Origin of the sequence: Acinetobacter sp. ANC 4654, from assembly GCF_002135425.1 — a bacterium.
GTDB classification, from domain to species: domain Bacteria; phylum Pseudomonadota; class Gammaproteobacteria; order Pseudomonadales; family Moraxellaceae; genus Acinetobacter; species Acinetobacter kyonggiensis.
The window spans coordinates 249,590-276,467 of record NZ_NEGL01000003.1; the positions used below are offsets into that span (position 1 = coordinate 249,590).

At 41.1% G+C, this 26,878-nt stretch carries 19 protein-coding genes; 12 read left to right on the forward strand and 7 right to left on the reverse strand.

Translation table 11 applies throughout. From position 1 onward, the window contains the following. Window positions 1-166 precede the first annotated feature (166 nt). The 4 genes from B9T24_RS07075 to B9T24_RS07090 all read left to right on the forward strand — a co-directional run bounded on the left by B9T24_RS07075 (window position 167) and on the right by B9T24_RS07090 (window position 2,460). Window positions 167-634 (forward strand): DUF2147 domain-containing protein, encoded by a 468-nt coding sequence (locus B9T24_RS07075; RefSeq protein ID WP_086165132.1) that lies wholly within the window; start codon window positions 167-169, stop codon window positions 632-634. 146 nt (window positions 635-780) lie between these two features. Then, a complete protein-coding gene (locus tag B9T24_RS07080; RefSeq protein ID WP_086165133.1) occupies window positions 781-1,749 on the forward strand; it encodes a DnaJ C-terminal domain-containing protein in 969 nt (322 codons plus the stop codon). 10 nt (window positions 1,750-1,759) lie between these two features. After that, window positions 1,760-2,098, forward strand: a complete 339-nt coding sequence (locus tag B9T24_RS07085; RefSeq protein ID WP_004649989.1) for a chaperone modulator CbpM — start codon at window positions 1,760-1,762, stop codon at window positions 2,096-2,098. A 95-nt stretch (window positions 2,099-2,193) separates the two neighbouring features. Further along, a complete protein-coding gene (locus B9T24_RS07090; RefSeq protein WP_004649991.1) occupies window positions 2,194-2,460 on the forward strand; it encodes a YdcH family protein in 267 nt (88 codons plus the stop codon). Between the two features lie 96 nt (window positions 2,461-2,556). Here B9T24_RS07090 and B9T24_RS07095 read toward each other — a convergent pair whose 3' ends face one another. The 3 genes from B9T24_RS07095 to rpsO form a co-directional block, all read right to left on the reverse strand. Then, window positions 2,557-3,792, reverse strand: coding sequence for a magnesium transporter CorA family protein (locus tag B9T24_RS07095; RefSeq protein WP_086165134.1), 1,236 nt, complete (start codon window positions 3,790-3,792; stop codon window positions 2,557-2,559). Window positions 3,793-3,984: 192 nt separating this feature from the next. Further along, window positions 3,985-6,072 carry a polyribonucleotide nucleotidyltransferase gene (gene pnp, locus B9T24_RS07100; RefSeq protein WP_171264870.1) on the reverse strand — a complete coding sequence of 696 codons (2,088 nt, stop codon included), beginning with the start codon at window positions 6,070-6,072 and terminating at the stop codon, window positions 3,985-3,987. Window positions 6,073-6,325: 253 nt separating this feature from the next. Continuing rightward, a complete protein-coding gene (gene rpsO / locus B9T24_RS07105) occupies window positions 6,326-6,595 on the reverse strand; it encodes a 30S ribosomal protein S15 (RefSeq protein WP_086165136.1) in 270 nt (89 codons plus the stop codon). Between the two features lie 244 nt (window positions 6,596-6,839). On the opposite strand from rpsO, the gene B9T24_RS07115 reads away from it, so the two are divergent. Continuing rightward, complete coding sequence (locus B9T24_RS07115; protein ID WP_086165138.1) at window positions 6,840-8,138, forward strand: serine hydrolase domain-containing protein; 1,299 nt, start codon at window positions 6,840-6,842, stop codon at window positions 8,136-8,138. Between the two features lie 668 nt (window positions 8,139-8,806). On the opposite strand, the gene recD is transcribed toward B9T24_RS07115, so the two are convergent. From recD to B9T24_RS07130, 3 genes are all read right to left on the reverse strand, one after another. Then, window positions 8,807-10,570, reverse strand: coding sequence for an exodeoxyribonuclease V subunit alpha (recD, locus tag B9T24_RS07120; RefSeq protein WP_086165139.1), 1,764 nt, complete (start codon window positions 10,568-10,570; stop codon window positions 8,807-8,809). A 63-nt stretch (window positions 10,571-10,633) separates the two neighbouring features. Beyond that, window positions 10,634-14,335 carry a UvrD-helicase domain-containing protein gene (locus B9T24_RS07125; protein ID WP_086165140.1) on the reverse strand — a complete coding sequence of 1,234 codons (3,702 nt, stop codon included), beginning with the start codon at window positions 14,333-14,335 and terminating at the stop codon, window positions 10,634-10,636. Between the two features lie 6 nt (window positions 14,336-14,341). Further along, window positions 14,342-18,034: an exodeoxyribonuclease V subunit gamma gene (locus tag B9T24_RS07130; RefSeq protein ID WP_086165141.1), complete on the reverse strand. Its 3,693-nt coding sequence runs from the start codon at window positions 18,032-18,034 to the stop codon at window positions 14,342-14,344. Between the two features lie 207 nt (window positions 18,035-18,241). Between B9T24_RS07130 and B9T24_RS07135 the strand changes: the two genes are divergently transcribed. Continuing rightward, entirely contained in the window at window positions 18,242-18,748 is a 507-nt protein-coding gene (locus B9T24_RS07135) for a hypothetical protein (protein ID WP_086165142.1), read from the forward strand. Window positions 18,749-18,802: 54 nt separating this feature from the next. On the opposite strand, the gene B9T24_RS07140 is transcribed toward B9T24_RS07135, so the two are convergent. Continuing rightward, window positions 18,803-20,248, reverse strand: a complete 1,446-nt coding sequence (locus B9T24_RS07140; RefSeq protein ID WP_086165143.1) for a phosphate--AMP phosphotransferase — start codon at window positions 20,246-20,248, stop codon at window positions 18,803-18,805. Between the two features lie 205 nt (window positions 20,249-20,453). On the opposite strand from B9T24_RS07140, the gene B9T24_RS07145 reads away from it, so the two are divergent. The 6 genes from B9T24_RS07145 to hisIE all read left to right on the forward strand — a co-directional run bounded on the left by B9T24_RS07145 (window position 20,454) and on the right by hisIE (window position 26,873). Continuing rightward, window positions 20,454-21,164 carry an FFLEELY motif protein gene (locus B9T24_RS07145; RefSeq protein ID WP_086165144.1) on the forward strand — a complete coding sequence of 237 codons (711 nt, stop codon included), beginning with the start codon at window positions 20,454-20,456 and terminating at the stop codon, window positions 21,162-21,164. A 162-nt stretch (window positions 21,165-21,326) separates the two neighbouring features. Next, a complete protein-coding gene (gene ubiE, locus B9T24_RS07150) occupies window positions 21,327-22,271 on the forward strand; it encodes a bifunctional demethylmenaquinone methyltransferase/2-methoxy-6-polyprenyl-1,4-benzoquinol methylase UbiE (protein ID WP_004650003.1) in 945 nt (314 codons plus the stop codon). 11 nt (window positions 22,272-22,282) lie between these two features. Then, window positions 22,283-22,963: a ubiquinone biosynthesis accessory factor UbiJ gene (locus tag B9T24_RS07155; protein ID WP_086165145.1), complete on the forward strand. Its 681-nt coding sequence runs from the start codon at window positions 22,283-22,285 to the stop codon at window positions 22,961-22,963. 12 nt (window positions 22,964-22,975) lie between these two features. Next, the gene (locus tag B9T24_RS07160; protein ID WP_086165146.1) at window positions 22,976-24,595 is read left to right on the forward strand and encodes an ABC1 kinase family protein; all 1,620 of its coding nucleotides are present in this window, start codon (window positions 22,976-22,978) and stop codon (window positions 24,593-24,595) included. A gap of 161 nt (window positions 24,596-24,756) precedes the next feature. Further along, window positions 24,757-25,836 carry a patatin-like phospholipase family protein gene (locus B9T24_RS07165; RefSeq protein ID WP_086165147.1) on the forward strand — a complete coding sequence of 360 codons (1,080 nt, stop codon included), beginning with the start codon at window positions 24,757-24,759 and terminating at the stop codon, window positions 25,834-25,836. Between the two features lie 254 nt (window positions 25,837-26,090). Beyond that, on the forward strand, window positions 26,091-26,873 hold the full coding sequence (gene hisIE / locus B9T24_RS07170) for a bifunctional phosphoribosyl-AMP cyclohydrolase/phosphoribosyl-ATP diphosphatase HisIE (RefSeq protein ID WP_086165148.1): 783 nt from the start codon (window positions 26,091-26,093) through the stop codon (window positions 26,871-26,873). Window positions 26,874-26,878 lie beyond the last annotated feature (5 nt).

A 26,878-nucleotide genomic window follows, 5' to 3' on the forward strand; every position in this document is an offset into this window, starting at 1 on the left:
CTGGACTTTTTTAAGATTCAAGCCTTCAAAACCCCACCAATCAAACATAATTAATTGTTTTTGTGAAATATTTTGCTTTTTCTTATTTGATTTCCACAAGGTTTATCGCTATAAATTAGGCGCTTTACTCTAAAACTATAAAATATTCCATTTTCAGGGGACATTCATGAAAAATTTATATCAAGGTATTCTTGCAAGCGTTATATTCGCAACACTTTCTTCCTTTAGTTTTGCTGCCAACATAAATGATCCTTTAGTCGGCAAATGGAAAACTGTGGATGACCGTACGGGGTATTCTCGTGCTGATGTCGAAATTAGTAAAAAACCAGATGGCACTTATGAAGGTGTCATTGTGGCAACGCGCAGTGTGCCTGGCACAGAAAAAATGATGACTTGTACCAATTGTCCCGGTAACTTAAAAGACAAACCATTTTTAGGTTTACCTTTTATTTGGGGCTTTAAACAAAACCCAGATAATCCGCGCGAATTTAATCATGGTCGAGTGCTTGACCCGATTGGAGGCAAAATCTATAAAGGTAAGGCACGTCTCAGCGCAAGTGGCAAACATTTAAATCTACGCGGTTATGTCGGTGTTTCAGTCATTGGACGTAGTGTAACGTGGATTAAATATTGATCTTATTGATGATTTTAAGAGACTCCATTTCAGGAGTCTTTTTTTTTGTCATAATTTGAAACAATAAGGTACAGATCTACACTATTTCAATTTGATGAAATAGCATAATAATGATTAAAACATAACCAGTTTTAACTTCCTATTTTATGACTAAAAATTATTATGAAATTCTGGGTGTTACGCGTAATGCCACCCCAGACCAAATCAAGAAAGCTTATCGAAAATTAGCTCGAAAATACCATCCCGATGTGAGCAAAGAAGCGAATGCCGAGGAGAACATGCAAGCCATTAATGTGGCTTATGACACTTTAAGTCATGAACAGAAAAAAACTGAGTACGATTTTCAGTTAGATCATCCAGAAGCCTTTTATCAATCTGATCAACACACAGGAACGGATGGTTTTGACCATACACAATTTTATCGTCAAGACTCTAACCAACAGCAGCATTCAAATTTTAGTGGTTTTGAAGATCTTTTTGGACGTTTCGGTTCAGGCTTTGGTGGAGGAAATCATCACTATCAAAATCAACAAAGGCAGCAACAACGTAGCTATAAAGGTGAAGACCAACATGCCAATATAGAGGTCGATATTGATATTGCTTTCCATGGCTCAACCCAAAATATTACCTTACAAATTCCAACCTTGAGTGCTTATGGAGAACCCGAAGTTCAACGTAAAACATTAAAGGTCAAAATCCCCAAAGGCATGAAGGAAGGCCAACAAATCCGTCTGGCAGGACAAGGGCAAATCGGGATCAATGGCGGTAAAAATGGCGATCTTTATATTGAAATTCACTATAAAGACACCGAGCAAATTCGAGTCGAAGGTGCTGATATTTATTACACCATTAATGTTGCACCGTGGGAGGCAGCATTAGGTCAAAGTATTGAAATCATGACCCCTGAAGGAAGTAAAGTTCAAGTAAATTTACCTAAAAATGCAAAAACAGGTCAACAGTTACGGTTAAAAGACAAAGGAATACCAAGTAAAACACCTGGTCATCTATTTTTGGTTTTAAATATTGTGTATCCAACTGCGCAAACTGAACATGAACAGCAGGCTTATCAAGCTTTCGCGGAAGCCTTTTCAACATTTAAGCCTCGTAATGCTTAAGGAGAAAATCATGACCACTATTCATTATCGTGAAATTATTTGTGATGGATTCAATCATGCCGAAGTCATCGATGAGCATCATAGTTTTGATTTAAAGCATTTTGCTGATGCCTGTGGACAGAGTCCTGAATGGGTTTTACAACTTTTAGAATACGATATTTTAGATACACGTCCAGAAGAACGAATTCATCAGTTTTTTGGTGATGATATTTCTCGTGCACGTCGAGCTTACCGTTTACAACGTGACTTTGATGCTAGCTTTTCTGCTGTCGCCATGATGCTTGACTTAATTGATGAAGTACAACAATTGCGCCAGCAAGTGAAACACATGGATATCAAAGACTCTTAACTGAGGCTTTAAAACCGAATCGTATTGTCCTATATCGCCCCATATAAGGTTGATATTTCTATCATAAATGAACTCTGAGAGAATAATCTAGGCTTATGAAAACGAAAGAATGCAATAAAAAGATTAAACGAATGTTTCCTGAACATCAGGATTTGATCCATAAACTCCGTCATGATGACCCTCATTTTGCAAAAATATTTGAGAGTCATCAAGAATTGGATAAAGAAATCATCCAGCTTGAACTCAATCCAGTTAATTTAATTAATGATGATATTGAGTCAATGAAGCGTAAAAAACTAAAAATGAAAGATGAAATCTATAAAATACTGACGAAAAATGCTCAAGCAGGTGATTTTTCTTAAGCTCTAAGCCTAGGTCAGTCCATTTAATTTTTAGTTTAAGTCAACGTTGTATTGTTGTGCTTAAAAATAAGATTCCTTTTGATAAAAAGCGAACTGCTATTTAAGCTTGGTCAACTTTTCGACTTCCTTTATCGTTTCTTTAACGGATTGCTTAATCGGTTCATAATCTAAAAACCACAATAAATTAATATGCTGATCTTTATGCTGTTGGGCCAACATATCAATCACGCTCTTTTCACCACGCCCAACTAAATGTCGACGATAGAAATAATAGACTAACAATAGCGTGGTGATAAACATGACCAGTAACATACTTAAAAAACCAATTGGAGACTTTAATCCAGGAATAAATTCAAAGTTCATCCCATAGATCCCCGTTAGTAAAGTAAGGGGGGCAAATACTGCGGTAATAATGGCAAGAATCCGCATATTTTCATTGGTTTGATTGGCAATTGCTGAAAAGTGTAAGTCCATTGCCGCTTGAACAGCAGCGCGAAGACGAACCGTATGTTTTTGAATTCGCTCAATATGACTCACCAAATCATCCATACGAATCAACATCACATCCTGTCGTTCAGGCTTTTTCTTACCTTTCAAATGTGGGTAGTTATCTACAATTTCATCTCGCAACTCTTGTAAAGTATCAATTTGCTCTTCACAAAGATTTTCGACTTGTTGAAATGCCATATTCTCTTGTAACAGCTGATTCCATTTACTAAACCGACGATGACCTTGCAATAATTCTTGCTGCCAAAACTCAACCCGACGGGTCAATGGCACACGTAAATCTAAATAACCATCGACCATACTATTCAATAAGCGTAGCGCTAAATCTAACGGTGTCACTGCCAGTTTTCGCGGTTTATTCTGCTCTGGAAGTGGACGAGTGATTATGGTTTCCATGCGTGAAATATAATTTTCAATCGCCTTGTTGCCCTGTTCGCGTACAGTAATCAGGACTTGCGGGGTAATCATGAAACTAATGGGGGTTGTGGCTAAACCAAAGAATTTTTCATGCTGCTCAAGTGCTTGCTCACCAGCTTTAATCGCATCATCTGGCGTAATGAGTTTACGAAAAATAAGTAAGTCATAATCATCCATGGTATCAAACACACAAGGATGTTCTAAATTCAGAATATCTTTAACATGGAATTCATTGAGTGCAATATCGGTATGCGCATAAATTTCTTTTTGCCATGCATCTGCACGATTCACCACATCATCTCGTGTGCAATCGACCCATAAAAACTCAAGCTCAGCTTCGTTATTTGGCTCTTTTTGTACAAAAATATGATGTTCTGTTGGATGCTGGTAAAAATAATAAACTTGCATTAAAACAATTCTCTATTGTGCTTTTTGTTGTTTACTCGATAGAAATTGGGCTAAAACTTACAATCGACCCGTTGTAAAATTATGTGCTGAGCAGAAAACTTAAGCAATAAAATAAAGCTTTGTTTCTTCATTCTGACTTCATTACAATTTAAAAAAGCCCGCATGAGGCGGGCTTTTTTAAACAAGGAACAATTATACTTGTTCGATGTCTTTCATTGTTAACTTGATACGACCACGGTTATCAACGTCAGCAACTTGTACTCGTACTTCTTGACCTTCTTTCAATACGTCTGCAACATTGGCAATACGTTCGTTAGAAATTTGCGAAATGTGAAGTAAACCGTCAGTACCTGGCATGATATTCACAAACGCACCAAATTCAACGATACGAATCACTTTACCTACGTAAATTGTACCTGGTTCAATTTCAGCAGTTAATGCTTGGATTTTTGCAACCGCAGCAGCAGCAGCAGCTTTCGTTTCACCAAATACGCGCACTGTACCGTTATCTTCAATGTCGATTGCCGCTTTGGTTTCTTCAGTAATGGCACGGATGGTTGCACCACCTTTACCGATTACATCACGGATCTTATCAGGGTTGATGTTGATCACTTGGAACGTTGGCGCATGCATCGAAATTTCAGGGCGAGCACGTGAAATCACTTGATTCATTTCATTGAGGATGTGCATACGACCCGCATACGCTTGGTTCAATGCAGCTTCCATGATTTCTTCAGTGATACCTTCAATCTTGATATCCATTTGAAGCGCAGTAATACCGTTTGCAGAACCTGCTACTTTAAAGTCCATGTCACCTAAGTGATCTTCGTCACCTAAGATGTCAGAAAGAACAGCGAAACGCTCGCCTTCTTTCACTAGACCCATTGCAATACCCGCAACTGGTGCTTTCAATGGAACACCTGCATCCATAAGTGATAATGAAGCACCACATACAGAAGCCATTGAAGATGAACCGTTCGATTCAGTAATATCAGATACGATACGAATCACATACGGGAAGCGATCAGCAGGTGGAAGTACCGCTTGAACACCACGACGCGCCAAACGACCGTGACCAATTTCACGACGTTTAGGACCAGATTCACGACCAGTTTCACCTACAGAGTATGCAGGGAAGTTGTAATGCAACATGAAGTTGTCAGTTTTAGTACCAGCAAGGGTATCAACCATCAACGCATCACGTGTATTACCTAAAGTCGTTGTAACCAACGCTTGAGTTTCACCGCGTGTGAACAATGCTGAACCGTGTGCACGACCCAATACACCGACTTGAACGTCAATACCACGAACAGTTTTGGTATCACGACCATCAATACGTGGTTTACCAGACAAGATATTGTCACGAACCGTGCGATATTTAAGATCTTCAAAAAGTTCGTTCACTTCTTCCGCAATACCCGCTTCGTCATTTTCTGGAACGAATTGAGCAACAGCTTCTGCATAAAGTGCATCAAGCGCTGCATAACGGTCTTGCTTAACCGCAATCGTGTACGCTTCAGAAATTTTTGCTTCGAATGCATCTTTCAATTGAGCTAAAAGTGCTTCGTTTTTGCTTGGAGCAACCCAAGTTGATTCAACCGCACCAGCTGCCGCAGCAAATTCTTTAATCGCTTGAATGGCGATTTGCATTTCGTCATGACCGAAAAGTACAGCACCAAGCATTTGGTCTTCTGAAAGCTCTTTCGCTTCAGATTCAACCATCAATACAGCAGCTTCAGTACCTGCAACCACAAGATCAAGATCAGATTCTTTCAATTGTTCTTGGTTCGGGTTAAGAATGTATTCACCGTTGATTAAACCAACACGTGCACCAGCGATTGGACCACGGAATGGAACACCCGCAATTGACATTGCAGCTGAAGCACCAAGCATTGCAGCAATGTCAGCATCCATGGTTTTATCAGAAGAAATAACCGTTGCTGTGACTTGGATTTCGTTATAGAAACCTTCTGGGAATAATGGACGAATTGGACGGTCAATTAAACGTGAAATTAAAGTTTCAGCTTCAGACTGACGGCCTTCACGTTTGCCATAACCACCTGGAATACGACCAGCAGCATATTGTTTTTCTTGATAGTTTACTGTAAGCGGGAAGAAATCCTGACCTGCTTTTGCTTTTGGTTGAGCAACAATCGCAACCAGTACAGTTACGCCGCCCATAGTAATAACAACAGTATTTGCTTGACGCGCAACACGACCTGTTTCTAAAACAACGGTGTGTTGACCATATTGGAATTCTTTACGAATAATATTAAACATCGACATGTATTTTTGTTTCCTGATTTTATTCTAGTGGAGACCCCTAAGGTTTGGCATTCACATTACCGCATGTAACTATAAATGACAAAGCTTAGAAGCCGACCTCACCAGATTTAAAAAAACACCAATTTAAGACACAAAGAAGGAGCGAAACATTCGCCCCTTCCCAATACCTAGCCGAAGCTAGGTAGACTTTCTTTTTCAGTCTGACAGCATTCAAAATGCAATCGTCCGAAAAATAAGTTTAATCGAATTAACGACGTAAACCTAAAGCAGCGATCAATGCGCTGTAACGAGTAACATCTTTACCTTTAAGGTAATCAAGAAGCTTACGACGTTGGTTAACCATACGGATCAAACCGCGACGGCTATGATGGTCGTGTTTGTGATCTTTAAAGTGACCTTGCAAATCATTGATTTGAGCAGTCAATAAAGCCACTTGAACTTCAGGTGAGCCAGTGTCGTTTTCAGCACGAGCAAATTTAGCAACGATCTCTGCGCGATCTGCGTTTGTTAAAGCCATTCGATTTCTCCGAGATGCTTAAAAAAATTACGTATGATAAAAATCAATTGATTACTCAATTGACTGCCGTGCATCACTACAGCAAGTCGCCTATTTTAAGTGATCTATCGCTATATTGCAAAAATGATTTAAGTTCACTGGCAATTCGGCAACTGACAGCATTGAATAAAATAGGCAAACTAACATTGGTCGATTTTCAATTGATAAAAAAGACCAAAGAAAATAAAAAATATTGCGAGGGAATGTGAAAATTTTATCAACAAATACCTGTTATGTGCCAAAAGACTTGAATCAAGTGATTCGCTCTAAAGATGAAGTTCCAGCGGAATTGGGTGGAATGACTGAAAAACAAATTCAAAAAATTTGGAACAGTGTCGAGGCTCTTTATCAAACAGGAAATTATCCTTTAGCCACTTTATGTTTACGTCGTCAGGGGAAAATTCTTTTAAATCGGAGTATTGGTTATGCACAAGGTAACTCGCCAGATGGCTTAGCACCTGATGCCAAGATTGGTACACCCGATACACCGATCTGTTTATTTTCAGCATCTAAAATGATTACTGCAATGTTGATTCACATGCTGGATGAACGAGGTGATCTGAATTTACTGGACCCAATTAGCTACTATATTCCTGAATATGGTGTGAATGGTAAACGTCGTGCCACCATTTTCCACTTACTCTCTCATCGCGGCGGCATTCCTCGTATTGACAGCGAAGTCACCCCTGAGCTGCTTTTTGACCAAGAACGCGTTTTAAAACTTCTGTATGCGGCTAAACCTGTTTCACCCTCAGGCAATCACCTTGCTTACCATGCCGTCACCGCAGGCTATATTTTAGGTGAAATTGTTCAGCGCGTAACAGGACAAAGTGTTCGACAATTTTTGCATGAACAAATTGAAAAACCGATGGGCTTAGATTATTTCAACTATGGTTTAAAAGCTGAATATCGTGCAGATGTGGCTTTAAATTATGCAACAGGCATGCATCCAAGTTTAGGTACAGACCATTATCTCAATCATGTCTTGGGTGGAGGTTTACAGCTTGCTGTAGATGTCACCAATGACACTCGCTTTATGGACACCATTTGTCCTGCTGGAAATATTTATACCAGTGCTGAGCAAGTGGGGCGTTTCTTTGAAATGCTGTTGAGTGGTGGTGAATACCAAGGCAAACAAATTATGAGTGCCCAAACGGTATTCCGCTCGACCTTACCTACATCAGGTATCAGTTTAGATCGAACATTATTAGCACCCATGCGTTATGCCTTAGGTCCAATGCTTGGAAGTAATCCTATCGGTTTATTTGGACCAATGACGGGACAAGCTTTTGGACATATCGGTTTTTCCAATATTTTATGTTGGGCAGATCCAGAACGTGATATCAGTGTATCGCTATTAACCACAGGAAAATCTGTGGTAGGTACACATTTACCTATGCTCGCAAAAATGCTCTATCAAATTTCAACCAACTGTCCAAAAATTCCGAAAAACCAACGTCGTTCATTATTTGCAACAGATCGTCATGAAGCAGACTTAGTTTAAATACTTAAAATCAGCATACAAAAAAAAAGCCCAAGCTAAGCTTGGGCTTTTTTGCGCTGTAGTTTCTTATATTTTAGTTTTTATTGTTTTATTTATAGTCATCATATTCGCTATTCCGCGTTTTTTATAATAAACAATCCATGTGCCAACTTATTACGTCCTTATGTGACATATTTTGCCACAAAACCTACTGTAAAGAAGTCGACTTTATCGTATCTCCGTGTAAGCATTTACCTACATTAGTTAACTTTTATTTAACAATGCAAACCCATCATTTATTTATATTGTTTAAATACAATAATTAACATCTATATCAACATTAATTGATTACAAAAAAACCAAATTTTCTCTGCATCATTGCATACATCAAACGATGTAAGATTAAGCCAATTTTTGTATGGTAAAAATATTTTTTAGATATAAAAAAGCCTTGTAGTCTCTCCCAAAACTACAAGGCTTAGCGGCTGTAAGTTTCCTCTTTATCTTACTTCACTGTAAGTTCGCTGTCTGAAGACATTATTATTATGTTATGGCGATTATACCCAACTATCCGTGTTGAGCTTTTTATGTGAAGCCATCATCTCAAAAACCCTGATAAAGCTCTATGCGCTAATTTCTCGAATCACTGTAAGCAATTTCGTACAAAAGCAAATATTATTTATTTTTAATTAACAATTTAGCGAATTGTTAATTTTATCTAATAGACCACTCTTTCTTGAGGTTCGAACAGTCAAAGATTGCAGTAAAGCGTCTGCATCTGCGAGTAAACTGACCACCTTTTTTGCCCGTGTAATAGCGGTATAAAGCAATTCTTTACTCAATAAATTTTTCGCAGCCTCATCTAATACCACAGCAACATGCGTAAACTCGGAACCTTGTGATTTATGAATCGTCAGTACAAATGCCGTTTCAATACTTTTCGGTAAGCGAGTCGCAGGCACCCATTTTTCTAAACTGGGAAAATACACTTCGAATTGTGACTGACCATCTCGACTACGCTTAAAGCAAATCCCAATATCACCATTCGACAAACCGAGTTGGTAATCATTATAGGTCATCATCACCGGTCGTCCGACATACCAATCCCCTTGCTTAGTCATCTGTCGTGCTAAGGCTGCAAGTAAGCGTTGTTCAATGTGGATATTGAGCTGTGCCAAACCTAAAGCACCATGTCGCATCGCGGTCAAAATGCGATAATCATCAAAAACCTTGACCACTTCTGCGATGTAAAGTTCTGGCTCATCAGCGGTTAAATAGCTTTTTAATAGCTCAATATAATGCTGATAACCCAGTATCAATTTATCGTAATACGGCAGCCAATCCACTGGCTTTGCATTATTTTTTGGCAAATATTCCAGTTGAATCTGATCTTCCATTTCAGCAGTGAGCGCGATGGCTTTTATTTCACTTGGATGAACCACTTGCTCGGCAAATTTTTCGAGCAATGCAGCACTGCTTTGGCTCGGCTGTTGCGCCTGAATAAATTGAGCCATTTGCCCAATCAACGCACCTTGCTTAAAGCGACGACTGTTGCGCAAATTCACCCGATTTTCTGCCAACGCTGGAACTTTTTGTAGGTCGGCAAGCACTGAACCGACATCGACTGCTGCCAATTGATCCGCGTCGCCCAATAAAATTAAGCGGGCATGCTCAGGTACAGCAGACAACAGCATTGTTGCCAAATTTAAATCCAACATCGACGCTTCATCAATTACAATTACATCGTAAGGCAACGGTTGTTGGGCATGAAAACGCGGCTGAGCATTACTGCCTAAACCCAATAAACGATGAATGGTAATCGGATTGAGTTGTTTTAACGCATCCGTCACCAAATCCTGAAGTTTTTCATCATTTAAAGAGTTTTGCAGGGCTTCTTTCATCCGCTGTGCAGCTTTGCCTGTGGGTGCTGCCATCGCAATACGAATATTGGGCATCGCTTGATTCAGCACGGCAATAATCCGTGCCAAAGTATAAGTTTTCCCTGTCCCCGGCCCACCAGTAATAATATTTAATCCATGCTGGGCGACCATGGCTAAAGCTTGAATTTGATGTTCATCTGTCAATAAATGAGGATAAGCCGAGATATCAACCGCTGCTATGTGTTGCTGCTTTAAACGTGCCACCTGTTGTGCCAAAGACTGTTCCAAAGCCCAGTAACGATACAGATACAAGCGCTGACCATCAAAAACAAACGGTGCAATCTGTTGCTCAATATGGGCAGATGAAACCACCAGATCATTTAAAGTCTCGGCTTGCTCCACACTTGCAGAAATACAACTGTCGCCCTGTTGAATTGCCTCAAGCACTTGCTCAATAATATCGCTACCAGTTTCGTGCTGTGGCGCATGACTCAAGGGCTTCTGGCGAATAAACTGACTCCAAGTGCTGATCCATTCAGTGCTTTGACTCGCTTTATATTGTTTATTTTCCACACAGTTATCCTCAAAGTTACCCACAGCTTAATTTATTGTTTAAACACTGTTAATTTCCATCAACTAAACAGTTTTGCTGCTTTTATCTTCAGCAAAGTAGCCCAAAATAGCATCAAGCCGCAGCACAAATTCGGTATCTGGTTTCCAGTGATAATAGCCTTGCTCTGCTTGTCCATTCATACCGCGCAAATACAAATAACTCGCGCCTCCCAAATGCTTTCCAATCTCATAATCTTGCATTTGTAGCGTTAAATAACGATGTAAAGCCACCAGATATAAGCCTGCCTGCAACCAATAACTGGCTTGCGACATGCTTTGCTGAATGGCCGTGGCACAATAATGGATTTGATCTGTACCTAAAAAATTACTTTTATAATCGGCAATGTGATATTGCTGACCATCAAAATAAACCAAATCAATCGATCCTGTTAAATAGCGCGCAGAATTTGCAGAGTTAAAATCTAGCATTTCAATGCCATATTCTGCATAGAGCTGATGAATTCGCTGAATCGCTAAAACATGATCTGACAATGAGAGATAAAAAGGAAATTCGGCTAAATGTTCATGTTCGGTCAGCTGATTGAGTTGAAAGGTTTGATGTAAGGGCGTGGCTAAAACCTGCTGCAACCATTCACTCATCCAAGCAATCAACTGCTCTTCATCTGCTTGCTGAAATTCTTGCTCATATTTTGCCAAAAGTTCTATCCATAAACTTGGATAATCATTTTTAAAACGGCGACGAATCTCCAAAGCCCAATCTTGCGGATCTTTAAAATCAATATGTTCAAAAATTTCATGCAGGAAGGTTCCCGCGACCGTTCCCATGGGAAACTGACGTTTAATCCATGACAGCGGTTGGCTTGAAGTCGTTGCAATAGCATCAAAGCGATGAATTTCATCTGCTGCACTGAGCATTTTTTCAGTCTGAACAGCAAAAATGTCCATAACTTGTTTACGCGTTAAATGTTGTGCCAAGGCACTAAAACTGGTTTTAGAGCGTGGATAAAAACGCTGCGTTGGAAATTTCAATGCCTGTAAAGGTCGTAAGGGTTGTGCTTGTTTAATCTGTAACTGAATAGGCTTATTCATCAGCAAGGCTTCATCGGCACTACTCGCATGAACAAAGGCTTGTCCACGCCAAAACGCCAAGCCATTGACTGATTTACCGTCTTGATCCTGCAACATGGCATAGACACGGTGACTAGCTCGGGTCAGTGCCACATACCAGAGTCGATGCTGCTCTGCGACAGCACGTGCATTGTGCTGATCAATTGCATTTTGATCCAATAAATTTTTATCATTCACCGCAACCACACGTTGCCGTTCCACTTGACCCGTCACAGGATGGACATGCTCTACGGTGGAAAAATTCAGGGTTTTATTCATTTCCCTGAAATCTTTATCTGCCCCGAGTAGAAACACAATTTTAAATTCCAATCCCTTAGACTGATGGATGGTCATCAATTGAATGCCTGCCTCATTCGACAGTTTACGTTCCAGTTCCCACTCACGTTCTGCGGGTGATTGCAGTTGTTTTAAATACCAGTGATAGAGCTTTTGCGCCCCTTGATATTGCTCGCTGTGCTGACTCAGCAATTCGGTCAAATGGCGTAAATTCACCACAGTACGTTCATTATCTCGGCTTTGGGTTGCCACCACATTTTTCCAAATGTGGAATAAATTCAAAGCATATTGCCAAGCGGTTAAAAATCCTTTTTGCAACCACATTTCACGGATGCAGTCAAAGTCATAAATAAACTGACTTAAGCCATCGGCTTGCGCTTCAAGTTGCATTAATTGTTGTAAATTAAAACCTAACAATCGACTTAATAAAGCCCGTTTAATTTTCGCTTCATCATAAGGATGCATAATCGCGCTGAGCAAAGCTCCGACATCTTTGGCCACTTGATGATCAAATACACTGCGTTTTGAAGGGCGATTGACCCGAATACCTAGACGTTCCAATTCATATTGGGCTTTATCTAAACCATCATGGTTCTTCGATAAAATGGCGATGTCATTTTCAATTAAATATCGAGGACTGCTCTGTTCTGCCAGATAAAGTGTTTCTTCAATCCCCTGATTCAGTAAGTCACGAATTTTCCATGCCACCTGAATGGGTTCATCTTTTTTATCATTTAACAATAGCCAACGTAGCGGTTGATGATTTTCACCGTGCGCATCAATAAGCGGTGGATGTGGACGAACACCTGCTGCAACAGGACTGTAAATTACCTCTTCGCCAAAATCCATTTGCCGTTGAAACAATGCATCGACCGCTTCCACCAACACTTTCACGGAACGATGATTATGTCTAAGGCTGTATTCCTGACCTTGTTTACTTAAGACATCGGCACGGGCTTTGTTATAGGTCAGCATGTCGCCACCGCGAAAGCCATAAATCGCTTGTTTGGGATCACCGACCATAATCATACAACTTTGGCTATAGCGCTTGGCATCACGCCAAACTCGCGCCAATATATCATCCTGATCTTGGTTGGTATCTTGAAATTCATCTACCAAAATCAGTGGATAATGTGCCTGTACAAACTTGGCGAAACGTAAACCTTGTTCGCCTTGCAATGCTTCCGACAAGGTGCGAATTTGCTGCGCGAACGTGGTTTCACTTTTTTGTTGCAGCACTTGCGGTAGGCGTTTTTTCACTTCACGGCTTAAATAAAACTTTAAATAAGCATCCAGTAGATCCAAATCTACACTGAGTTTGGACAACGCTTCACAAAAGCGGCGTAAGCTTTGCAGCACTACATGCTGATCAAACTGATTCAGCACATCTTCAGCACATTTATTTAAAACTTTTTTAGTCGCAAGATCGGTCAGATTCTTCAGTGTTTTTTCAAAATGCGCTGCAAATAAAGCATAACTGCCTTGCTCAGCCAAAGCCTGAATAAAAGCAGGCAAATCCTCACATAGTGTTCGTTGCATTAAACCATCAGTCCGCCATTTTTTACCAATCACGGCATGGTATTGCCCATCTGGCTGATAATATTCACTCAACGTTGCAATCAGAGTTAAATCCAACTGTACAAAATCATTAACCAATTGTTCAAACTGCATTAAATCCAATACTGGAGGTGTGACTTCCTGAAACTGTGCCGAAGCAAAATTCAGGGTATTTTCCACCACAGGGATATAAGCGTCTTGTGATTTTAGTTTTTGATTGAGCAGCAAATAATCGACAACATTTTGCGGTTGCAGTTGAATCCATTCCCGCAGTACATCGTGAATTAATTGCTGGGTATAACTTTTGGCATCATCGGTAATATCGGCACGTTCAATTTTGCCACTTTCAAAGGAAAACTCACGCAATAACTTTTGGCTAAAACTGTCCAGTGTGCCGACAAATAGTTCATCCAGCTGATCAAGCACCAGTTTTAAACGCTCACGCGCATAATCCACACGCGTCGCATATTCCTGCAAAACCTTTTGCAATAGAGGATCTGTCTCGCTTGTAATTTTGGCTTGAATTTCAGCTTCAGTGAGCAATTGACAGCCTTCAAAATAACGTAAGGTTTCAAGCAAACGCAGCCGAATACGATTTTTGAGCTCTGCGGCAGCTTTACGGGTAAACGTGGTCGCAATCACCTGATTTGGCAAATAAGCACCGAGAAAAATCCGCACCATCAAACTGGATAAGGTAAAGGTTTTGCCTGTGCCTGCCGACGCTTCAATCCAGTGCAACCCTTTAAACTGCATATCGACAATCGGGTTGAAGGATATTTTTGTTAATGTTTGAGGATGATTCATGCTGTTTTACTCCTCAATCACAGATTGATGCCAAAAGACCGGCTGATATAAATGATAGGAAAATTGTGTGCAAGCCTGTTCAAGCAAAGCGGTGGCATCTTGTTCCTGTAAAATAAATTGCCAGTCACGATGCATTTTGGTCGCTTCATTATCGGCAACTGAAAAACCGGTAAATTTGCCATCTTCATGCCAATCTTTATAAATGGCATCCATATCTTCGATACACATCTGATTTTGCTCATTGGCTTGCCAGTCATGCGCTTTGTCTTTTTCAGCAATTTTCAGCAGCAAAGCAGCAGGTAAAACCAAAGGCTGAGTTTGTCCATATTTCCATGCCGCTAACCAGTGCTCAATCCACTCCTGAGCCTGCTTGGAACTCACCCCATGACATAAAATAGTTCGGTCACTAAACACCACAATCCGCGTCAGTTTTTCACCGCCCTCACCCATATTGAGGTAAGCCAGCCAAAGTAAATATTCTAACCACACTTTGGCACGACGCTTGGCACGTGCACTGGAAGCCTCCAGACTGATCCATTGTTCTGCACTGTTTTTAGGCAGACGAATGTTCATATAAATCTGATCATTGATCTTCCAGACCTGCTGTGTCGTCGGGGTCGTTTCAGAGGCATAGTTCAACAAACGATCTTTTAAGCGCTGTTGTTCCAATACACTCATGTGCCAACTACTGTGTTGCAATTTTCCAATCGGCAGCTGATCCATTAATAACTCAGGTTTTGCTTCACCTTCATGCTGCTGTAAAAAATGACGCACAGCATAACGTCCTAGCCCATCCAGTAATAACGGTTCTTGCACTGCAGGTAAATCTTCAGGGCGTAAATTGTCCACGCCCAAGGTTTTTAAATATAAGCGTGCGGGAAAAGTCACATCCTGAATCCACTGATGGCTATCCAACACTTGTACGTCTTGTTGTAGATGTTGATATGAGGTATTCACCCAAGCCGCACGTTGTCCCGTGGCGTGACGAATTTGTCCAGCCACACTGAACCATTGATCCTGATAACGCACAGGCTTTACGGATTCAAAACCGACTGGATCAAACGGTAATAAAGGATGCACGTGATAAAGGGATTGTAGCTGTTCTGGTACATCGACCCCATGAATACTCACGCTTTCATTGATCGCAGCATCGGGTTGTTTCGACTGCACAATAAAAGCCAGATGTTGAATCAGTTCCTGCAACACGGTTGATGGATCACGTACCTCACCATCGTTAATATCGAAGCCATTATAAAATAACCATAAGCTTTCTTGTGCCAACAACAGATTATCTAAAAATGCGCCTTGGTCATCTTCCAAACGTGAACGATCGCCCAATTGCGGTTTCAGCAAATCCATTAAATCAAAGGGCAAATGCTGGCTACGATTTGGAAATTTACCACTGTCCAGTCCAAGCATCACAATCAGTTTATACGGCACAGGTCGAATCTGACCAATTTGACTAAAGGTAATTTGCCCCGTCGGTTCGGCATGTTCCAATTGTGTTTCTAAAGTACTGTTAATCTCAGCCAACAAATACGGTAATGGCAAACTCAAAGCACGTAAGGCATGATGATCGTGCTCATCATAAAAACTGGCAAGCGTCAGCATGCGTTCTTGTTTCTTAATAATTTTATAGACACTGCTTAAAGATTCGACACCAGCATCTTCAAATTCAGCAATGTCCTGCATCAGCCGTTTCAGCCATGTTTCAACAGGCACACTTTCGCCTTGCTCATGTGCTGTCATCCAGTCACGGCGTGCATCAAAATCTTGATAAATCTGGATCAGCTTGGCAATTAATTCAAAATCACTCGGCAGTACTTTGGCAAAACTGAGCGTGCCTTGAAATAAAGTATGTTCAGGAATAGCAATGCCCAAAGCCAAACGATCAAGTGCAAATTTAAAACTAAAACGATAGTCGTCATCACCTGCAGACAAACTGCGCTGCAAATGCTGTGCATCTAAGCCACGTTTAAAACCAGCATCAATTAACAATTCCGTGATGCGTTCAATTGCATTGACTTCTAAACCGTAAAGCTGCTGGGTTGCACTCAGACTCAACCAATCGGCAAAATCTTCAATGCTAAAACGTCTTTGAATCAGTTCAATACGCCCCAGAACGGCTTTCCAAGCATTCAGCGCATCCAGCTGAGCGACCCCTGCAATTTTAATCGGCAAATACACACTCTCTTTGGACAGTTGATGACTACTGCCTGTTTTTTGCTGAATCAGATCACGCTCACTTGGCGGCGGTGCAAACACGCTACGAATTAAAGGTTCAAGTTCACTTAGACTGGGACTTAAAACCAAGATGTCACTCGGTCTACGCGGTTCGTCTTTACTGCCTTGTGCCAACCAGTGAATTAGTTGTTCTTTTAAAACTTCCAGCTGGCGTAAACTAGAATGACACACATGAATCTGAATCGAATCATCCTGCTCATCTAATACATATTGCTGCTGTTCAGGTTCAACCAAATACAACACATCAGACTGCACTTTAGCCAATAAATGGTTTGCATAATCATCGACAAAGGCATCTGCCCAAATGCCATCTTCGCCTGAAGACAAGTTGGATAATAAGGAAAAATGATCTCGCGCTTGTTTACCAAAACGCGTCAGTAACGGATGGCGCGACTCACGCTGCTCCGCATTAAAATTTAAAGTAAATTCCTGAAAGAATTTTGTAATGTCCGCATCACTGGCTTGCGGGTTTTTCGCAATAAAACGTTCTTTTACCCCAACGTCATAACGGGCTTTCCAATTTGGATCGACACTGTCGGCCCAATACTCTTGCGAAGGATTGTAGTGCAAAATATAAATATCAATGTACTGCCCCAAACGGTGTAAAAATGTCAGTTGCATGGGCGGCAAATCCAGCAAAGTAAAAATCACCAACTGGGATGGTAATTTTTTTAAAGCAGCTTGCCGTGTTTCAGAATGGTCCAGAGTTTCCCAAAACAGGGCATCAATACTTTGCATCTGCTCAAAGTCTTGATGAAAGACTTCCTGCCATAACCAACGCTGCCATGCTTCCAACTCATGCGCTTGATTTAAAGTAAATTCAGAAATTTCAGTATTGGTTTTAAAAAACATCTGTTCAATCGGCAGTTGTTTATTTTGCCCCCACGCCTGCAACCAATTGCTTGGACAGTTGCACAGATTGGCTGGGCAGTTTTTCTGACAATGCCCACGATATTCCATGTAATGACTAAACAAACGTGAGACTTGTTCCGCCACCCAATACAGCATGCCTTGCTTTTTCAGCTGCTTTTCCACCCCCTGTTCTAAACGGTCAGCACTGTCATAAATGCGCTGTACAATCGAATATAAAGGATGATCTGGGGTTAAAGGATTTTGTTCTGCTTGAATAAAAGTTTTTAAGGCTTGAAAGATACGCCACTTAATAATAATGCGTGGAATATTGGCTTTACGAACCTGTTCTTTTTGCTCGACCAACACCCATTGATAAGCTGACCATTGAAAACCGCGAATACGATGATGAAATTGGGTGTTGGCACTAATGCCTTTTTGTTCGGCTAATTTTTGCGTTAACCATGCTTCAACCGCATGTGACGGCACAATAAAATGCTGGGTTTTAAGCACCTGAAAAGGTGTTGCAGCAGGCTTATTCACGGTCGTCAACATGGCATGAACCAGTACATCAATACGCTGACTTTGAATCACATGAATTGCCATGAATGACCTACTCCACTCTTTTTTAAAATACAATGCCTACAAAAGCATAAAAATTATTTACTATACATCTGCATCTGTCTATGTCACTTTGAGATTTCGGTTCGATTCAAAAATGCTTTGAAATTCGTACCTTAATAGGGTCTTTTGACATTTCACCCCCTCGTCATTAAATAGAAAAACCAACACGAAGTTTAAGGTATTTAGATTATGAAAATAGATAAAATTCCAGACTCCATAGACCCAACATTAGATTTAGACATCATTCGTGCCGAATGCTTAGAACTGGTGCAAAAACGCGCTTATATTTCTGCGGGTGCTGCGGTCGTGCCTGTGCCATTTCTGGATGTTGTCATCGATGTCGGAATTTTGTCACAACTCATTCCAGAAGTGAATGCGCGCTTTGGTTTAGCACCCGAACAAATTAGTGTCTACGACCCCGAGACCAAACAGGTACATTGGCATGAACTGCGCAAACGCGGTGTCGAGTTCTCAGGACTAGTGATTGCACGTACTGCGGTTAAAAAATCCATCAACAATGTTGCCGCCAAAGTCATTACCAAACAAGTGACTAAATTCATTCCTTTAGGCGGGCAAATTATTGCCGCAAGTTTAGGTTATATTGTCATGAAAAAAGTCGCTGCAGCACATGTAGAAGAATGTTACAGCCTAGCCAAAGACATTCAGAAAAAACAAAATGCTCAGCTTGTGGGTTAAGCAAACCGTTATAAGTCGCTGACCATCAGGGTAACTAATCTCGCTGCTGAGAGCTTAATCCGCTCTCAGCTGTTTTAAAATGGTTCGTAGGACTTCTAAGCGCGCCATATATTTATCATTGGTGGCAATAATATGCCACGGTGCATGCACGGTACTGGTTCGCTCAAACATATCTGCGGCAGCGTCTAAGTAAGCGTCCCATTTTTCACGATTACGCCAATCATCGGCAGTAATTTTAAAGCGTTTATGCGGTGTTTCTTCTCGTGCTTTAAAACGTACTTCCTGCTCATCTTTACTAATGGCGAGCCAAAATTTAATCACCACGGTTTGACTGTTGACCAAATCTTTTTCAAAGCGATTAATTTCTTCATAAGCCCGTTGCCACTCGACTTCATTGGCAAAACCTTCAACCCGCTCGACCAAGACCCGACCATACCAAGAACGGTCAAAAATGGTAATATCTTCATCGGTCTGCAATTTGGTCCAAAAACGCCATAAATAGGGATGACGTAATTCATATTTCTCAGGTGCCGCAATGGTGTGAATATCATATTCGCGTGGATCAAGATTTTTTACAATGCGCTTAATTGCACCGCCTTTCCCCGCCGCATCCATCCCTTCAAAGACAATAATCGCTTTACGATCATCGAAGCGCAGGGCTTCAGCCACTTTAAGCGACAGTTTTTTAAATTCTGCTTTATAGTTTTCCTGATTGACCGCCTTATTTTCAGGCGCTAATAAAGGCTTAGGAACGGCCGCCTGTTTCCACTTGGTTTTGTTTTGGCTTAAATGTTCTGGGCAATGCTCTAAAGCACGTAAAATATGCTGGGCAAATTGTTGATCACGTAGCTTCTCATCTTCACAATCAATCACGGTCCAATCATCGGTAAAACGCTGACGCAGTTTTTGTACATTGTCATATTGCTTTTTATTCCGCCAATCTAAGCCATGCAGTTTATGCCAATGCACTTCACTCGGCTTCATATTATCCAGTCGTTTCTGCAAAGATTTCCATGACAAATCAAACCAAACTTTCACCACATCAACATGGTTATTTTTTAGGTCCTGTTCAAAGCTGCGCATGTCCTCGACATAGGCATCAAACAGCGTTTCATCCAATGGTTTGGACACATGTAAAGCCGTTATTAACAGATCACTATACCAATTGCCAAACATCACCATAATTTGCCCTTCAGCAGGAATAAAGGGTGCATACGGTTGCCAAAAAATTTGATTTTGCTTAAATATATTGGGTGCATCGGCTTGGACTCGTAAATAACGCGGATCGACCCATTCACGTAACTGCTTAACAGACTCGCCTTTACCAGCCAATTCAATGCCATTGACTAAAATCACCACACTTTTCGCATTTTTTTGATCGCGAGTATCTTTTAAAAAATATTGTGCTTCAATCAAACTTAAGGACAGCTCAGCCTCATCCAACAGCTGATTTTCAGTTTTTGCTATTTTTTCTGTTTTTTCTGTTTTTTCTGTAGACATATGGCTTCCAAATCTTTGTATTTATTTCAGTATATCTAAGCATAGAACAACGCTGAATTATAAAATATGCATTTTATGTTGCGTGAAATTGCGTCTTTCTACATTAAACTGACTTCTTTTTAGTCATTTTTATCACAGATTGTCATAGCGAGTTTGCCCATCTCGCTCTAAGATTTAACCATCTAAAAAATAATAGAGATGCTTGATGTCAAAACTGGCTGCATTGGATGACTTACTAGAGTTATATTATCAACTGAATTACCATCAAAACCCTGACATTTTTCAACGTTTACAAGACGTGCAAGCTTGGCAAAAAATACGCATGCAAAGCACGCATTTACGACAGTTTGCTGAAAAACACAATATCTTAATGTCTGAGTATTTTCTCAATCGCTTATATGGCGGTTCAGATTTTGACGCTTTGGCGGGGCAAATTGCGCGTTTAATGAAATATGCCCATAAAGCAGAAAAACTGATTCCTGAAAATGCCATCAAAACAGGCACGTCAGGCGTTTCTTTGGCTATTTTAGCCGTACAACTGGATGAACAAGTCGCGATGCAATTGCTCAAAGACTACCATCCGCATGAAAAGTTAACCGATGAAATGATGCGTTTGACCTATCTTAAACTGGATCAAGGACAACAACGCCTTCAACAGCTAGATTTACTCGATCAATTGGGCTTGAGTTTAGATAAATATATGCGCTCATTTATGGTCTATACCGCATTTAAAATGTGTAAAGGTGCAGCCAGCAAATACAATTTTCAAGTGATGTATGAATTTATGCAGGATGGCTTTTTAGCGATGAAACCGTTAAAGTCGGCAGAGAAATTTGTCAAAGATTTTACCGCGGTTGAACGCCAAATTATCCATCAAGTTCATGCAGCCGATCCAAATCCATTTCAGTATCAATGATGCTGTTATGGAAATAACAAATCGAACTATGAATTAAAATAAAGAATAGATTTCTGTATATTATTCATAACAATTGCATGCTGATTGCTGTACAACGTCTTAGAATCTGTCATCATGCATGCACTGCAACATTAACCCTATTTTTATGTTAGGAGTGACTCTATGTCTAATGAAAATCAAACGCCTACCTCGACCCCTGAGTCGGCACCAAATACAGACAAAGTAAGTCCTTTCTTAACCGAACCGCTTCCACAAGGTACTGCTCAAGGTCAGCAACAATCCTTACAACAACAGCTGACAAATACCCCTGTTACAGGTTCAGTACCCAAATATAATCTGCCACGTGGTGCCAATACAGGCAACGTCGGTGCAACCACACACTTCGGTTATCAAACTGTGAGTAGTGATGATAAAGCACAGAAAGTGGCTGAAGTATTCCATTCTGTTGCCAGCAAATATGACATCATGAATGACTTGATGTCATTCGGTATTCACCGTTTATGGAAACGCTTTGCCATTAATATGTCTGGCGTGCGTCGTGGTCAACATGTTTTAGATATTGCAGGCGGTACAGGCGATTTAGCCAAAGTCTTTAGCCGTGAAGTCGGCCCTACAGGTCATGTGGTGTTATCTGACATCAACGAATCCATGCTCAATGTGGGTCGTGACCGTTTAATCGATGCTGGTTGTACCAATGTCGATTTCGTTTTAGCCAATGCTGAAACCTTAGAGCCATTTGCCGACAACAGTTTTGACTTGCTCACCATCAGCTTTGGTTTACGTAACGTAACCGATAAAGATGCCGCACTTGCTGCCATGTACCGTGTACTTAAGCCGGGCGGTCGTTTACTGATTTTAGAATTTTCTAAACCTGTATTTGAACCGTTCTCTAAGCTTTATGATTTGTATTCATTTACGGCGCTGCCTATCATGGGCAAAATCATTGCCAATGACTCAGAAAGCTACAAATATTTAGCAGAATCGATTCGTATGCACCCCGACCAACGTACCCTAAAAGGGATGATGGAACAGGCAGGCTTCCAAAACTGTGATTACCACAACTTAACTGGTGGTATTGTGGCGGTTCACCGCGGCTTTAAACTGTAAGGGTTGACGCTATGTGGTCGATTCTGGCACTGGGTGCAGTTGAACGATTGATTCATCATGTCATTGATTTGGATGCGCTTACTCGTATCCAACTGAATGCATTGCAAGGCAAAATGTTGCGTGTGGTCATTGATGCCCCGCAACTGTCTGTCGATGTATTTTTTGATCAAGACAAAGTTCGCCTTGAACCGACAGTTACGGGGCAAAGTGAAAAAACATCTATTTTTGAACAACGTCCATTTGATCAAAATCAACAGCTTTCTGAAGCGACTGCCACATTACACGTTAAAAATGTAGTTGAGCTTTTAAAGTTACTGTTTGCAGAGGATGTCGGTAATATTCCACTGCAAGGTGACTATCACTTGTTGCAAGATATTCAACGGATCATGCAACAAGCCGAACCTGATTTAGCATCACATTTAAGCCCTTGGATTGGCCCGAGCCTTGCACATGAACTGGGTAAAATTCAACACGTCCCGCAACATTTAAAACGCTCACTGCAAAGTCACTTGTTCTTTGCTGAAGATGCCTTAAAAGAAGATTTAGCTGTATTTGCCCCACGCTGGCAAATGGATGACTTAAATCAAGATACGCGCATTCTCAATCAAAATTTAGATCGTGCTGAAGCCAAAATTCAACAACTTCAAGCACACATTGATGCAGCTGCAACTTCTGCTTCACCTCAAGATTAGGTAATAACATATATGATTCCGCACGTTTCACGTTTACTCGAACTTTGGCGCATCGCCGCGCACTATAGACTCGACACGTTGTTTCCTGCGGAAGAATTACCAGAAAAAGCCCATCATGCGTTAAGCCTGATTCGCATGCACCCTGCGGCATGGTCGAGTCGTGAACGTAAGAATCCGCTCAAGCTGAAACTCGCTTTAGAGGAAATGGGACCGCTTGCAATTAAACTTGGCCAGTTGCTCTCTACCCGCCGTGATTTGATTGCACCTGAAGTTTTACAGCAATTGGTGTTATTACAAGATCGCGTCAAACCGTTTGACAATCATGTTGCCAAAATGCGGATTCAGGAATCCTTAAAAGCCGATGTAAACACCCTGTTTGCTCGTTTTGATGAGCAACCACTTGCCGCTGCTTCAATCGCACAAGTGCATACCGCTGCCTTGCATGATGGCCGTGAAGTGGTGGTGAAAGTCACGCGCCCGAATATTCGTCAACAAATTTTACATGATTTTGAAATTCTAGATTGGCTCGGTGCAGCGTTAGAAAAACGCCTAGAAGCAGCACGGGCGCTACATCTTTCGGAAATTATTCAGAACTATCGTCAAATCATTCTCAATGAATTGGATTTGACTTTAGAAGCCGACAACACCCGCCGTATGCGCCATTACTTCACTGGCTCAAGCATGATGTATGTGCCTGAAGTGTATATGGACAGCAAAGATGTCATGGTGGCGGAACGCATCACCGGTGTGCCGATTTCCGATATCGCAACCTTTGATAAAATGGGCATGGATCGTGCGGAATTGGCAGAAAAAGGTTTAACCATCTTTTTTACCCAAGTCTTCCGTGACAACTTTTTCCATGCCGATATGCATCCCGGCAACGTCTTTGTCGAAACGATTAACCCAAGCAATCCACGCTTTATTGCACTGGATTGTGCCATTATGGGTGAGTTGTCTAAACACGACCAAATGACCGTGGCGCGTATGCTGCTTGCGGTTATGAACAGCAACTTCATGCAACTGATTCTGGTGGTGCATCAAGCAGGTTGGATTCCACCGGGCACCGATCAGGATGCTTTAGCGCGTGAAATGCGTCGTACGGTTGGGCCCATGGTTTCGAAACCGATGCATGAACTTGATTTTGCTGGCATTTTGATTCAAGTGATGGATATTGCACGCCGTTTCCATTTGGAAATTCCACCACAATTAATGCTGTTGTTAAAAACCTTGGTGCATGTGGAAGGTTTAGGCACAGACCTGTACCCAGAACTGGATATTTGGAAACTGGCGAAACCAATTTTGACCGATTGGATTAAAGCCAATATGAGTCCAGTCAAAAATATGAAAGAACTGGGTCAGCAAATTCCAGATCTGCTACTCGGTGCGCAAGACCTGCCTAGCCTGATGATCGACAGCCTCAATGGTTTAAAAAATCAGTCCGCTTGGCATTCCAAACAACTGAATGAACTCCAAAGCATGCGTTTGCAAATGGAACATCAGCAAAAACGCAGTTGGATATTCGGTAGCATCATGGCGATTTTGTTATCCATTGCCATTATTGCACCGTGGTATGTGTCAATTTTACTGATCGTATTTTCAAGTATTCTTGCCCTTTGGCGCATGGCAAAATAACCCAATTTTTATAAGTTTTGAATATTCAGCAGCCTGATAATGAAAATGATCAGGCTGTTTTTCATCGAATGACTGATCAGTCAACAAGTGATGACTATCGCCATTGTCGCTGAGGCGTAGCAACTTAAAATAACAACACACTTGTATATTTATCCTAGGCCATGATGCAAATCTTGCAAAAACACCGCCCCTCTCTGACGATTCGTGCAGGTCATCTTGCACGCCAACTAATTGAAAAAGAAGGTTTACATGCACAGCACGTTGATATTATTCCCGGTGCGGCAGGTGGCCCAAAAGGGATTGGTATTCAAGGTTTAGACCAAGCCATTTTTGGTGATTTTTTTGCCCAAGCCCCACAGCGCAGAACCCTGATTGGTTCATCTATTGGCAGTTGGCGTTTTGCCAGTATTTTGGCTTGGGGTGCAAAAGAAGGCACTGAACGCTTATCTAATTTATATACCAACCTCTCTTTTCATAAAAAAATGTCACGTCAGGAAGTCGCTCACATTTGCCAAAACATGTTGATTGACCTGATTCAGGGTCAGGAGCAACAACTGGTTGAGCATCCTGACTATCACCTTGCAGTGATTTCAATTAAAGCGCAGCACATTTTCCAAAGTGATCTGGCCCTCCCTTTACTGGCCTCTGTGGCAGGTATTATTGGCAGTAATGCACTGGGTCGTAAGCACAATCGTCTGTTTATGCAACGGGTGATTAGCCAACCCTCATCTGGTCAGCAATTTAAAGTAGAGGATGACTTTGTCACCCATTATCAAAGCTTAAATCGGGACAATGCCATCCCTTGGTTAATGGCATCCGCCTCTATTCCGGGTGTCATGGCGGCTATTCGTGATATTCCAGATGCACCGAAAGGCAGTTACCGTGATGGCGGTTTAATTGACTATCACATTGACTTACCCTTTGAGAGTCAAGGCATTGTGCTGTATCCGCACTTTAGCGACAGCATTACACCGGGTTGGTTCGACAAAATGCTGAAAAAGCGTAAAGCCAATCCTGAAAATCAGGCGCGAACCTTATTGCTTTCGCCTTCGCAAGACTATTTGCAATCCTTACCCCTTGGACGTTTACCCGATCGTAAAGATTTCACCTTAAAAGGTTTAGATCAAAAACAACGCATTCAGATGTGGAACCAGTGTGTGGCTGAAAGTCAGCGTTTGGGGGATGAGTTTTTAGAACTGGTAGAAAAGCAGCATTTCCCTCAGTTTATGCAAAATTTATAACGCTGGTTTAAGTGCAGCTTTGCTGATCGCGTGAGCTTTATCTTGTATTTAAATTCGCTACTATTTCAATTATTTTGATCCATAAAAAATAAAGCACGCTATTTTTTAAAGCTTTAATATTGATGAGAGATAAAGCGCAATTATGCTGATGCAGCGTATATTTTTTTCTCAAAGCAGTGCGAATCACGTACACTATGTCGTTGCGATTTTAATTCGCTCTTTTTAATTTTGAACATATTTTTGGTGAAATTCTCATGAACAACGTGCAATGGCTCGATGAAGTAAAATTTAACGAACAAGGTCTCATTCCTGCCATTGCACAGCATCATCAAACCGGTCGTATACTGATGGTTGCATGGATGAACCGCGAGGCTTTGGCTTTAACTGCTGAAAAAAATCAAGCGGTTTACTTTTCCCGTTCACGCCAAAAATTATGGCATAAAGGCGAAGAATCGGGTCATTTCCAAACCGTACATGAAATCCGTTTGGACTGCGATGCCGATGTGATTGTGTTGCAAATCGAACAACATGGTGGCATTGCTTGTCATACCGGTCGTGAATCGTGTTTCTACCGCAAACTAACCACAAATGGTTGGGAAATAGTCGATGCACAATTGAAAGATCCAAGCCAAATTTACGCAGAAAAATCGGCGAATCCACATACGCTGGCAATGAATGCTTCAACGACTCAATCTGAACAGGTTGAAATTTTGGATTATTTGGGTCAGATGATGGCAGAACGCAAAAAAGCCAATCCAGATTCATCTTATGTGGCCAAGCTGTATCATAAAGGCTTAAATAAAATTTTAGAAAAAGTCGGCGAAGAAAGTATTGAAAGCATTATTGCCGCCAAAGATTTTAAATCTGAACCGAAAGAAGACAATAAAAACGATTTAATTTATGAAGTGGCTGACCTGTGGTTTCACACCATTGTGATGCTCGGTTATTTCGACATTGAACCACAAATAATTTTAAACGAACTCGCGCGTCGCCAAGGCTTATCCGGCTTGGTTGAAAAAGCCAATCGTCAACACTAAGCCGA